Here is a 12,792-nt window from a genome sequence, read left to right on the forward strand (position 1 = left end):
TCTTTCACTTGTTTTTTTGATACCATGTTGTTTCAGCAAATTTTTCACTGATTTCTTTGGCGGACATCACATTTTTGATACCGATAACTGTAACGCCTTTTTTCTCTGCCTGAGTAAACATATTCAAAAAATTGACTGGTGTAAAAACTACATCATATTGACTCGCTGAGCTTTTTCCCTCTGAAATAGCACAATGATGAATCTTGGTAATTGGTATATTTAGTTCTTTCATTGCTTTTTCTACACTTCTCATCATCATCAAGCTGGTTCCTGATCCATTTGCACACGATACTAAAATTCTCATCCTAATCCCTCCATTATGAGTGTTGTCTAATCAGATTTCTTTTATGCTTTCTGCTTTTCTGCATATTTTTCATAATCTTCTACAATCAAGAAATACCCCTCAGGATTTTTCCGATATTGTAACTGCGGAATAGCCAATAAACCAATGACGACTACGGCGATTCCAGCATAACCTAGGACTTTCATGACTACTGTAAATAATGGCCAAGCTGTCGCCCAATCGAACATCCCGATATAACCACCGTATGTTGACATCCCGATCCATGTAGCGAATAATGCTGAACCGCCTACTTGTATGATTCCAGAAAGAAACGGGAATAGACAGGCAGCTTTGAATCCACCTCGGTTATTGGCATAAACTGCTATAACAGCATTATCAAAGAACAATGGAATGAAACCGGCTATGACGATCGTTGGTGATTTCAATAAAATCAGTAAACCAATCATCAAAAACTGGCCCAAAGCACCAAACAAAAATCCAATCGTTACCGCATTTGGCGAACCAAAGCCAAAAGTAGCGGCTACATCGATTCCTGGAACAGCTCCTGGTAAAATCGTGCTTGAGATTCCTTGAAAAGATTGAGTTAGTTCATCGACGAAAGTCCGAACACCTAATTGCAAGATTGCCAGATATACCGCAAAATTCAAGGAAGTCGTCATAATGTAGAATAAGAAACTCTGCCCCTCTTGCATGAATTGTGCTTGAATCAAATAATCTTTGCCTAGTACAATCAGAATGATCCCAAAGAAAAATAGCATGAGCAACGAAGTAGCAATCATATTCTCATTAAATATCGACAGGAATCCTGGTAATTTGATATCTTCGATTTTCTTGTCTTGCTTGATCGATCGATTTTTCTTTTCATCCCGCTTTTTCATCCATTCAGCTAGTTTAGCAAAAATAAAGATTCCGAACATTTGCTGATGTGCCACCGCAAATCCGGCACCTTCTGTCAATTCCTGCGTGATCCCTACTGTTAAGTTAGAAGCTACTGCCCAATAACACCCTAAAATCAATCCCATAAATATCAATACTTGTATCCTGCCTAGATCAGGAAAGCAAAACAGTAAAATCCAAAAAGCGGTAGCTGCTTGCTGGACCTGAACATTTCCGGTAGTGAAAACGGATCGCAGTTTCGTATATTTCTGAAAACGAACTAATAAAATATTTAAAACAAATGCAATCAGTAATAAAATCATCACATCTCCAAAGGTACGGCCAAATGTCTCCATTAATCCAGCATCCACAGCATTTTGTCCAAAATAAGGATCTGTAACCATGGCATCCAAATTAAACCGTTCTTTCAGACCAACCAAGATTGGCCGAAAATTGTTGACCAAACCACCAGAGCCAACAGTCAAAATAAAGTAACCAACCGTTGCCTTTAAGAATCCAGCGATGCATTCATGAAGCGGGCGTTTCAGCAAAATATAGCCTAATAACACGATAAAACCAATCAGGTACGCTGGCTGCGTCAAGATATTTGTTGCAAAATACGTCCAAATGCTTAACAAAAATTCCCCCATCTTTTTTCTCCTCTATCAATTAATTATATTCCGCCATCACAACTTGGTAATCATCGATGGAGTTCGTAGAGATGAGACGCTCAACCAATCCATCTGTCATTAATAATTCGGATAATTTTTGGATATTTTCTAGGTGTTCTTCTGGATTTTTTGCTGCGAGTGTAAAAAACAAACTGGCCGTTTTCTCCTCATTCTCATCTTCACTTTCAAAACGGACTGGCTGCTTCAACTTGGTAAATGAAATAGCCGTTCCAAAAACTCCCTCACTTTTTTCTGAAGAATGTGGCATGGCTACTTGAGGTGCAATCACAATATAAGGTCCATATTTTTCTACACAATGAATGATTTCTTCAACATACGTTTGTTCAATGATTTTCTTATCAATCAATACACGACAGCTTTCGGCGATAGCTTCACGCCAATCCGTGATTTCTTTATCTGAGTAATGGATCAATTGATGGTCAAAAAAGTATTTCAGCAAGAAACTTCCCTTCTTTCTTATAAAAACGACGGAAACGGTGTATCATTTTCAATCGAGAAGACATCTTCAAATCCGCGATAAAAATTAAACTCAAGATCATCTTTGTTTGTCGGATAGATGAATTTCCCGCCTACTTGCCAGATATAAGGTTTAAACCCATACTGTAAGCGATCCTTTTTGAATTTCCAAATTTCAGTAATCTCTTTAGGATCAGCCATAAAATTAGACCAAATATCGTAGTGGACAGGAATCACTACTTTTGCGTTCAATGACTCCGCCATGCGAAGCATATCAACAGAAGTAACTTTGTCTGTTATCCCTCGTGGGTTTTCACCGTAGGCTCCTAAGCAGACATCGATTTTGTGGTCATTGCCATGTTTGGCAAATAAATTGGAATAATGTGAATCTCCTGCGTGATAAAGATTACCTCCTGATGTTTCGAATAAATAATTTACTGCTATTTGATCCATCTCCTGAGGCATTTTTCCTTTCAATACTTCTTCCGGATCTTCACAAGTAACCAACGCTGTCCGATCAAACGCTTCTAAAGCTACTACATTGATATCTTTGATTTTGACCGCATCACCTGGTTTCACGATAATCGTTTTTTCTTCAGGGATCCCCCATTTTTGCCACGTGCGAACCACTTCTTTTGGTCCAATGAATATTGCTTCAGGACAATTTTGATGAACGGCTGCAGCTGTGTGGATATCTAGATGATCGGAATGGATGTGTGTGACGATTAAAGCGTCTACATTTTTTATTTCAAAAGGATCGATTACAAAAGGCTGAGTCCGTAAGTTAGGCTGCATATTTTGAACACCGCTCATACGCATCATCTGATGCCCTTTTTTCATCATGCCATTTCCATGACTGCGTTTTCCCGTTCCACACCATAGATCACATAAGATATTCGTTCCTTCATGACTTTTCAGCCAAATGCCCGTACAGCCTAGCCACCACATAGCAAAAGTTCCAGGATGCACTACTTCTGATTCGATTTCCTCGTTCAAATACGTACCCCATTCTGGAAATGTTTCTAATAGCCACTTTTCTTTTGTCACTTCATTTACCGTTTTGCTCATTTGCTTGCTCCCCCCATATCATTCTTACGACTTACAAGTAAATCTTAATGCGTAACCGCATGCGTGAAAACCCTTTTATATGACCGTTTGTCTTTTATATGATTTTCTTTTAAAGATTAATGATCGTTTCAGTATAATAAAGACAGATATGAATATTTAAATGAACAACTAATCAAATAAATCCATGGATCAAGATGTCCTTCAGGAGGCAACGTCATGAAAAACTCACTTGTCAATATTGAAAAACGACAAAAAGATATTTTGGAACTACTTCAGCAAACCGAACAATTGTCAACTTTTGAATTAGCTGAATCTCTGGATGTATCTATTAGTACGATACGCAGAGATTTAAATTTATTAGAAGAAAAAAACGAGATCATCCGCAATTACGGTTATTGTTCTTATAATTACAAAAACCAGACTGATTTTGATCAATCTGGTCCTGAAAGGATTAAACAAGCGATTGCCAGAGAAGCTAGTAAATACATTAGCGATTATGATACATTGTTTATTAATTCTAGCTCGACTGCATTAAAAACACTGGATTTTCTTCAATCTAACCATTTGACAGTCGTTACAAACAACGTAAAAATCAACTATTCTCCTCACAAAGATAATTGCAGTTATATTTTAACTGGCGGAGAGATGCGCTTTCCAAAAGAAGCGCTGGTGGGCGATATCGCATTAAATACGATTGCTTCAATCAATGCAGACATTTGTATCATTGGTTGCAGCGGAGTCGATGTCGCACATGGGGTCACAACGAAAATATTGAATGAATCAACAATCAATGAAATGATGATCAACCAGACAATCAAATGTAAGATTCTAGTTGCTGATCATCGAAAAATCGGACTGACATCAAAGTTCAAGATTGCTGATATTTCAGTCTTTGATTATTTGATCACTGATAAATTTTGCTCTGAAAAAGTATTAGACGAGATCAAGAATACGGGGACAAAAATCATCCAAGTAGATTCATTTTAAGAATTATGTTTGTTTGCGTAAAAAACTCTGCTACATTCAAAATTACCATTTGAACATAGCAGAGACTTCTTAAAACGCTAAAATGGAGGAACAATCAAAATTTGATTTAATCATCCATTTTACTAACTATTTTCTCCACATCCAAAGTTCCATATTCTTCCTTAGATATTACGAAAACAGGGATTTCAGGGAACTGACTTTCTATTTTATCTTTTGCGTATCCAAGTAAAGGAGTGAGCAATAAGATGTCTGCTCTCTTTGCTTCTTTGTCTATTTGGCTAGAATCATAGACTTTGACTGACACATTTTTTGCTCTTTTTGAAAAAAATGTGTCAATTTTCTTTCTAAACGTTGCGTTTGCAAAAGTCCATCAGAAGAAATCAAACTGAATGTCATATCGAAAAGAAAGATTTTCTTTGGACTTTGTTCAGCAATCTTGGGCTTGTTAAGATTCATTGGTTACCTTCCTCTCTTTTGTCTTTAGATCATCCCAGTATTTTAACTAACTTTTATTATATATACATTTTCATGAAAGCGCTATATAATAAGTTAGATTATTATATAAACTCAACAGAGATATTTGTTTACGAATGCTATTTTTGTTAGATATTGAAAGGAGTACCGTCCATGTTAAGCAATAGTTTGATTGCTTTACTAGAAAAGAAGCGTTCCTCGTTAAGTAAAATCGAAAATGAAATATTGGATTATATATTCCTCCATTTGTCCGATATTGGAACAAAAACGATTTATGAAGTATCTGATGATTTATTTGTCTCAACTGCTACTATCTCCCGAACGGCTAAACATTTAGGCTATCAAGGTTTTAAAGAGTTGAAATACGCCATCGATCAATCCATCCATGTAGAGGAACAGGAAGGAAATAGCCAAAGCTTTCAAACAATCACGAACCAGATCACTTCAAATGTTACAGAAACGTTCCATCAAATGAGCGAAGAAAAGGCCAAACAAATGATGACATTGATCCATCAATCGAATACTATTGAAGTTTTTGGATTAGGAGGAAGCTTCCCTATTTGTACAGATTTTGCTCGAAAACTGACTTTTTTAGGAAAAAAAGCATTTGCTCGTTCAGATTGGGATGAACAAGAAGCAGCTGTAAGTAATTTAAATCAGGAAGACTTAGCTATTTTCGTCAGTTTCACAGGAGAAACAAAAGGTATCCTCTCCTATGCCCAGATTGCTCAAAGACAACAAGTCCCTATCATCAGCATTATTTCAACCAAGGGAAGTAACTTGGAAAAATTATCGACGATTTCCTTATATGCAAAGGGAACGACTCGCTATCACCACAGTGTCGATTTAAGTTCAAGAATTTCTGTCATTTGTTTATTTGATACAGTACTCTTGATGTATGCAGACCAAATGAAAAACAATTAGCTATAATTTGTTGCTATTTCTAGTGAAACTGCTTACTCAATCATGTATGAGGATACAGAATATCTGTCTCCTCTTTTTTATTTCCTTTAGTTAGCTATAATAAACCTATCAATGAAAACGCAATCATTTTTTTGAAGATCTTAAAACTACTAAGAGATGGAGGAAGAAAAATGGATACAAAGAAAAAGAAATCGACCTTTTGGGAGTTCTTTCAAGGGTTGGGAAAGACTTTTATGTTGCCGGTTGCTTTGTTGGCTTTCATGGGTATTCTTTTAGGGTTAGGTAGTTCATTTTCCAGTGAATCAATGATTCAGACTTTACCGTTTTTAGGATATCCAGCAGTCAAAGCAGTGTTCCAATTCATGTCTGCTATTGGCGGTTTTGCCTTTACCTACTTGCCAGTCATGTTTGCCATGGCCATTCCATTAGGATTAGTTCGTAAGGAAAAAGGTGTGGCCGCTTTCTCTGGATTCGTCGGTTACACTGTCATGAATTTAGCCATCAACTTTTACTTAGTCCTGACAAATCGTTTAGTTGATGCCGACCACTTGCGAGAAGCTGGACAAGGAATGGTTTTTGGTATCCAGACGATCGAAATGGGTGTTCTTGGAGGGATCATTGCTGGAATCATCGTTTATAAGTTGCATAACAGGTTTTATACTGTTCAGTTACCAGATAGTTTCGCCTTCTTCTCAGGGGCTCGTTTTGTACCGATTATCACTTCTCTAGTTTTAGGGTTTGTGGGTTTGATCATCCCCTTGATTTGGCCTTTATTCGCTATGGTCATTATGGCTATCGGCCAGCTAATCCAACGTTCAGGAATATTTGGTCCCTTCTTATTCGGCTCAGGGGAACGACTGCTTCTTCCATTCGGGCTTCATCATATTCTAGTTTCGATGATACGCTTTACTGAAGTTGGTGGTTCGGCGATCATTGATGGGAAAGAAGTATTTGGTGCACTGAATATCTTTTATGCAGAATTGCAAAACAATTTGCCTATTTCGCCAAGTGCAACTGCCTTTTTATCACAGGGAAAAATGCCTACATTTATTTTTGGACTGCCTGCAGCAGCATTAGCTATGTATCGTACTGCAGCACCACAAAATCGACATAAAATCAAAGGATTATTGATTTCAGGTGTGATTGCGACAGCTGTGACCGGAATCACAGAACCAATCGAATTTTTATTTTTATTCATTAGTCCGCTATTATGGCTCTTCCATGTCGTCATGACTGGTCTAGGTTTTATGGTCATGGCATTATTAGGTGTAGTAATCGGGAATACAGATGGTGGAATCTTAGATTTTGTGATTTTTGGTCTACTCCAAGGTAATGACACAAAATGGTGGTGGGTATTAATAATCGGTGCTTTGTGGTTCGGTATTTACTATATTGTCTTCAAAACAGTAATCATAAAATTGGATTTAAAAACACCTGGGCGTGACAAGACAGTGGATGAAACAGAATATACCGATCAAGAAGTGAACTTTCATAAAACAGGCGGATACGATGCAAAAGGAATTTTAGCAGCACTTGGTGGTCAAGAAAACATCCAATCTTTAGATAATTGTATTACACGTTTACGTTTAGTTTTAGCAGATGCAGATATCGTAGATGATGAAAAGTTAAAACAACTAGGAGCATTAGGTGTGGTCCATCTCGATCATCAAAACGTCCAAGTGATTATCGGAACAAAAGTCACAACTGTTCGCAATCAGCTTGATACGATTTTAGGATAAAAAGATAGAAGGTGAAATTTTTGACATTTGATACCGCTATAAATAGAAAAGGAACGTACTGTACACAGTGGGACTACGTTGAAGACCGATTTGGAGAAGCTGATTTACTCCCTTTTACGATTTCTGATACAGATTTTATGGTCCCCGAAGAAGTACTTGAAACTTTGAAAGAAAGAATGAACCATCCAGTATTTGGCTATACCCGCTGGAATCATCATGAATTAAAAGAAGCAATTAAACAGTGGTATCAATCCCGTTTTGACACACTACTGGAAGAAGAATGGATCATGTACACTCCAACAGTTATCTATGCAATATCTACCCTTATTCAAATGCTTACTAAAAAAGGGGAAGGAGTGGTTTTACAAACGCCAGCTTATGATGCTTTTTTTAAAGTCATCCAAGACAATGACCGACTTCTAGTCGAGAATCCTTTGATCTATGAAGAAAGTCAATACCGGATCGATTTTACGGATTTGGAAGAGAAATTAGCCATGCCAGAAAACAAAGTACTACTTCTCTGCTCTCCCCACAATCCAACCGGAAGAGTATGGAAACAATGGGAATTAGAAAAAATCGTGGCTTTGTGCCGTCAATATTCTATATTTTTATTATCTGATGAGATACACATGGACATTTTAGGACGAGGACAAAGGCATATACCTATCACACGCTTCAATTATGAACAAGTGGCGATTGTCACCAGCGGTACAAAAACATTTAACTTCCCTGGATTGACATTTGCCTATGCGTTGATACCGAATCTTGGATTACGTGAGCATTTTCAAAGGAAGTTAAAAAATGCGGATGGGTTATCTTCTACCAATATTTTCGGTATGTTAGCGACAATGAGTGCCTATCGGTATTGCAGTCATTGGGTAGATGAACTGAATCATTATCTTGAAAGCAATCAGCGGTATGTAAAAGCATTTATCCAGGAAAAACTGCCAGATGTAAAAGTCGTCGATCTTGAAGCAACCTATTTGATGTGGCTGGATATGTCCAAAGCTGTATCAGATATCCCTCTTTTAAGAGAGAAGCTGATTTCTGTAGGTAAAGTGGCGATTATGGATGGATCGATTTATGGCGGAAACGGTCATCAATTTTTACGATTGAATATCGGCTGTCCGAAATCAAAATTAGTAGATGGACTAGATCGTATGTTGAAAAGTTTTGAAGCGGTGGCTGCAATCGAAATTAAGCCATAATAAAAGAGATGTGACAAAAGTTTTTGTCACATCTCTTTTTTTTCTTTTTTTCGAATCAACGGTGTTCTTAAAGTTATACACTTCTGTCATGACCTCTTTATTTAAGGTCGTTTTCGATCACTTTCACCGCGTGATCATTCCCGTTGAAACATGCTACTTTTTTGGCATCCATATATCTTTCTAAATAATCGTCTTCTCCTAGTTGCTTATGGCAAAAAGCAATTTCATAAAGCAAGTATTCCAATGCATGGGTCGATTTATGTTTCTTATTGTATTCAATCCCCTTCTCGCACAACTGGATTGCTTTTTCATAGTTCTCGATTTTGCTGTAATAGGTGGCGATGTTATAATATACGGCACAGACCGTCAGATTATCAAAACCAGTATCATTCAAGATTTTAAGCGTACGTTCCACATACACTTTTGCAAAGTCTAATTCTCCTTTTGCCAAATAGATCATTGCCACATTTGCAGCTGCTTGTAAGTGATGGATATCTGTTTCGGTCGTTTGTTCCAACACTTGATTGAAATAAAACAATGCTGCATCTTCTTTTTTTGCATAAAGATGATCAAGCAGTCCTTGATAAAACAAGATTTGGTTTAAAAGATCAGAATTGCTTACTTTTTTCTGATCAATCTTTTGTAAAATTTCATAAGATTCTTTGTACTTCGATACAGCATTCAACGATTGAATCTCACTTAATTTTTTTCGGATCTTGTCTTCTTCTGTTTCCACTAATATATCGGAGATCTCGACATTCAACTTTTTGCAAAGCGCACTTAGGATGTTGATACCTGGTGACATATTCTTGTTTTCGATATTGCTGACAGTTGCCTGTTCGCAAATACCTTCTGCTAATTGTACTTGTGTTAACCCCTTTTTCTTTCGGTATTCTTTCAGTAATGCTCCATCTACTTTTATCAAAACAATTTCCTTCCCTTTAAAAAATTATTTCTCCTTTATATCATACACAAAAAAAAGTTCTAAACAACCATAATTGTTTAGAACAGAATAAAAATTTTAATTTTTATCACCAATTATTTCTTGATAAAAAATCAACTGACTACCTGCAGATCAATCTCCTGAAGTATTTTCTCTATCATTTCTTGTTGACTTAATTCGGCAGTCAGTATCTTCTCATTAGGCAATCCAAGTATATCATGCTCCAACCACCAAGCCGCCATTTGTTCTGCACCAAATTCTTTTGACACCTTTCTCTGGCTGTGACGTCTCAGCGTTTCTTCAAAAGAAAGATCGTAATAATAAGCAAATACATTTCCTTGAAAGCTCTCATACAGGTCCATAAGCATCGCTTTGTAGATTTTTGTGCTCATGATCCCCTCAACAAGGACTAAATCAAATCTGTCTTTTCCGAATTCTGCCAACTGACGGATCAAATCTGGCGTAGGATTTCCTACTTTATCTTTGACATTCAACATTCCTCTTCTCACTTCATCTTGAGAGATTCGCATCACCTTCCCCATAGGAAAATGATTTTGAATAGCTTTAGCTGTCGTTGTTTTCCCACTTGCTGAATTTCCTCTTAATATGACTAGCTTCCCCATGACACTGCATCTCCTTGTATACCGATAATCATTCATCCAACATCATTACCTTCTGTTGATTGAAAATAAAAAGAGAATCTGTTTGTATAAAATCATTCTGATCTGTGGTAAGCATATGGAATGAGATCCGTAATTTTGATTTTTTTAGCCCCCTCTTCTGTTGAGACAATGATCTCACAATCAGGTGCATACTCCAATATAAACTGTCGGCAATTCCCACATGGAGAATAGATCATGTCAGAATGATCTCCACCCACAGCTACGATACACTCAAAATCACGTTCACCACGACTGATTGCTGTCCCTAACGCAATGATTTCTGCACATGCCCCATGATTCGAATAAACATTCACACCAGTATACACATTACCGTTTGTGCAACGTACTGCAGCTCCTACTGTATGATTGAAAGACACCAAATCAATATTTGATTTGATGACTTCGGTTGCAGCATCCACTAATTCTAAATCCATTGTTGATAAATCGCTCATTTTTATCTCCTTCTTTCTGCCAAATCGGTTAAAGCAATCATAATCTTTATATAAAAAAACATCAATGGCAGAACGTAAAGAAAAGAAACGACTCAGTTAGTATGGAGTATGGTCTATTGTTCTTGATACAACGGTAAAAAAGCAAGCTTGCATTTACAAGCCTGCTTTTGGAACATTTAAAGTTTCGATTAAAGCTTCGATTAAAGCTTCGATGTGACAAACCATCTATGCTGCTCGATCATAAAATTGATAGCAAAAATTCCACAAAGTATATATGTACCCCATGATAATAAAACATTCATCTGCGGTAAAATGATCTTTGGAAGAATCACAATCAAAAATGATGCCAGTGCCCAAACCCACCGATTGATGTGAACGTGACGCATAGCCAGCATATTCAACATAAGTTGGCTTATCGTTAATAAAAAGATAAAAACAAAAAATAAAATCAGCCAATACATTGTTTTCCACCTCTGAAATCAGACTTAAGCAGTTTGTATTTCGTTATCTCCACTATTATTTTGTTCATCTGACAACATCTTTTTATCATAAGCTTTTACAAATGGATAATAGATGATAAATGCTATCAGCGTGTTGATCAAGATCAAAACAACCACACGCCAGTCATTTCCTGCTGAGAGATAGCCGCCGATTGGTGCTGGTAATGTCCATGTTGGCAGCACAGTAAATCCATTGACCATTTCTAATTTGACTGCAAAATAGCTGACAATAGTCAAAACTAAAGGAACTAAGTTGAATGGAATGAACATGTAAGGATTCAACATCATAGGAGCTCCAAAAATCATCGGCTCATTGATATTGAAGATACCAGGAATAATGGAAAAACGACCAACTTCTTTTAAGAATTTTGATTTACAAAAGAATAAAAACAAAACTGATACCACAATTGTGGCTCCTGCACCGCCAATCGTAACTGTCCATTGATAAAACTGTTCAGGAGCGATATAAGGCAATTTGGTAGCAACTGTACCATCTGCTAACGCCTTCGCATTCTCATCCAACATAATCAGCCACATTGGACGAACAACAGCTCCTACGATACTCATGCCATGAATCCCAAATGACCACAACAAATGGATCAAAAACATTGGTAATAAAACACCAAGCAGATTATTCCCTAAAATATTGGTTAAAGGCTCGAATAACGATAATAAGGCAGCGTTTACATCAAAGCCCGCGACGCTTCGAATCAACCAAGTCGTTGTTAAAATCACTGCACCAGGAATCAATGCCTCAAAACTACGGGCAACAGCAGGTGGTACTTGTTCTGGCATTTTGATAGTAATATTACGCTTTTTAAAGAAACGATACACTTCCACTGCAAAAATCATGGATAGGATCCCGGCAAACATCCCAGATGCTCCTAAAGAACTCATCGGTAAGACCCAGCCAAGAGGTGCCTCTTCAGGCGTTAAAACGTTTACAGGAACTTGTAACATAAAGAACGTCCCTAGTGATAATATACCACCTGTCACACTATCCAACCCATATGATTTAGCTAGATCCGACCCCATAACAAAAGTTGCGTAAATAGCCATTAATCCCATCGTAATCCTGAAAGGTAAAACGATCGTTGCCGAATAAGGGGCAATAAATTCATTCCACCCAGGAAACGGTAAATTGATGAAAACCATAAAAAATGTACCAATCAAAATCAATGACAGTGTTGAAACAACCCCATTACGAATTGCCAATAAATGTCGCTGTGTACCAATTTTTGCCATTGGTGGGACAAGTTTTTCCTCAACCCATTTCATCAGCTTTTCCACTAAAACCACTCCTTTTCAATAAAATAGAAACCATTCACTGCATGATGAAGCAAAGAATGTTCATAATTAATTATATAATTATGAAATTTTATTTCAATATATTTTAGTAGAAAATATTATTATTTTTTAATACAGGTTCTTTTTTCTATACAAAAAAAATTTTTCAAACCTAATAAACTTTACTGTTCCTATACTGATCTATGGGTTTATAAAATAG

Annotated in this window: 13 protein-coding genes and 1 pseudogene; 4 read left to right on the forward strand and 10 right to left on the reverse strand. The window is 36.9% G+C overall.

Translation table 11 applies throughout. The features are described from left to right. Positions 1–4: 4 nt before the first annotated feature. From A5816_RS07150 to ulaG, 4 genes are read right to left on the reverse strand one after another with little or no spacing between them, the layout of a single operon-like run. On the reverse strand, positions 5–304 hold the full coding sequence (locus A5816_RS07150) for a PTS sugar transporter subunit IIB (protein WP_002292382.1): 300 nt from the start codon (positions 302–304) through the stop codon (positions 5–7). A gap of 41 nt (positions 305–345) precedes the next feature. After that, positions 346–1,830: a PTS ascorbate transporter subunit IIC gene (locus A5816_RS07155; protein ID WP_086311027.1), complete on the reverse strand. Its 1,485-nt coding sequence runs from the start codon at positions 1,828–1,830 to the stop codon at positions 346–348. A gap of 19 nt (positions 1,831–1,849) precedes the next feature. Then, the gene (locus A5816_RS07160) at positions 1,850–2,311 is read right to left on the reverse strand and encodes a PTS sugar transporter subunit IIA (protein WP_086311028.1); all 462 of its coding nucleotides are present in this window, start codon (positions 2,309–2,311) and stop codon (positions 1,850–1,852) included. Between the two features lie 17 nt (positions 2,312–2,328). Next, entirely contained in the window at positions 2,329–3,396 is a 1,068-nt protein-coding gene (gene ulaG / locus A5816_RS07165) for an L-ascorbate 6-phosphate lactonase (protein ID WP_010732842.1), read from the reverse strand. A gap of 216 nt (positions 3,397–3,612) precedes the next feature. Between ulaG and A5816_RS07170 the strand changes: the two genes are divergently transcribed. After that, complete coding sequence (locus tag A5816_RS07170) at positions 3,613–4,383, forward strand: DeoR/GlpR family DNA-binding transcription regulator (RefSeq protein WP_086311029.1); 771 nt, start codon at positions 3,613–3,615, stop codon at positions 4,381–4,383. Between the two features lie 106 nt (positions 4,384–4,489). Here A5816_RS07170 and A5816_RS16655 read toward each other — a convergent pair. Beyond that, positions 4,490–4,839: pseudogene (locus tag A5816_RS16655) on the reverse strand (hypothetical protein). 171 nt (positions 4,840–5,010) lie between these two features. Between A5816_RS16655 and A5816_RS07180 the strand changes: the two are divergent. From A5816_RS07180 to A5816_RS07190, 3 genes are all read left to right on the forward strand, one after another. Further along, complete coding sequence (locus tag A5816_RS07180; protein WP_038398821.1) at positions 5,011–5,781, forward strand: MurR/RpiR family transcriptional regulator; 771 nt, start codon at positions 5,011–5,013, stop codon at positions 5,779–5,781. A 170-nt stretch (positions 5,782–5,951) separates the two neighbouring features. Next, positions 5,952–7,520, forward strand: coding sequence for a maltose/glucose-specific PTS transporter subunit IIBC (gene malX / locus A5816_RS07185; RefSeq protein WP_086311030.1), 1,569 nt, complete (start codon positions 5,952–5,954; stop codon positions 7,518–7,520). A gap of 11 nt (positions 7,521–7,531) precedes the next feature. Next, entirely contained in the window at positions 7,532–8,728 is a 1,197-nt protein-coding gene (locus tag A5816_RS07190) for a MalY/PatB family protein (RefSeq protein ID WP_179189697.1), read from the forward strand. 97 nt (positions 8,729–8,825) lie between these two features. Here A5816_RS07190 and A5816_RS07195 read toward each other — a convergent pair whose 3' ends face one another. From A5816_RS07195 to A5816_RS07215, 5 genes are all read right to left on the reverse strand, one after another. Next, positions 8,826–9,653 (reverse strand): helix-turn-helix transcriptional regulator, encoded by an 828-nt coding sequence (locus tag A5816_RS07195; protein WP_086311032.1) that lies wholly within the window; start codon positions 9,651–9,653, stop codon positions 8,826–8,828. Between the two features lie 131 nt (positions 9,654–9,784). Further along, positions 9,785–10,294: a kinase gene (locus A5816_RS07200; protein WP_086311033.1), complete on the reverse strand. Its 510-nt coding sequence runs from the start codon at positions 10,292–10,294 to the stop codon at positions 9,785–9,787. Positions 10,295–10,386: 92 nt separating this feature from the next. Continuing rightward, positions 10,387–10,785, reverse strand: a complete 399-nt coding sequence (locus A5816_RS07205) for a cytidine deaminase (protein WP_002292397.1) — start codon at positions 10,783–10,785, stop codon at positions 10,387–10,389. Positions 10,786–10,985: 200 nt separating this feature from the next. Beyond that, on the reverse strand, positions 10,986–11,246 hold the full coding sequence (locus A5816_RS07210) for a hypothetical protein (protein WP_002309692.1): 261 nt from the start codon (positions 11,244–11,246) through the stop codon (positions 10,986–10,988). 24 nt (positions 11,247–11,270) lie between these two features. Beyond that, on the reverse strand, positions 11,271–12,575 hold the full coding sequence (locus A5816_RS07215) for a PTS sugar transporter subunit IIC (RefSeq protein ID WP_038398819.1): 1,305 nt from the start codon (positions 12,573–12,575) through the stop codon (positions 11,271–11,273). Positions 12,576–12,792: the final 217 nt, after the last annotated feature.

This window comes from Enterococcus sp. 3G1_DIV0629 (assembly GCF_002141285.1).
GTDB classification, from domain to species: domain Bacteria; phylum Bacillota; class Bacilli; order Lactobacillales; family Enterococcaceae; genus Enterococcus_B; species Enterococcus_B lactis.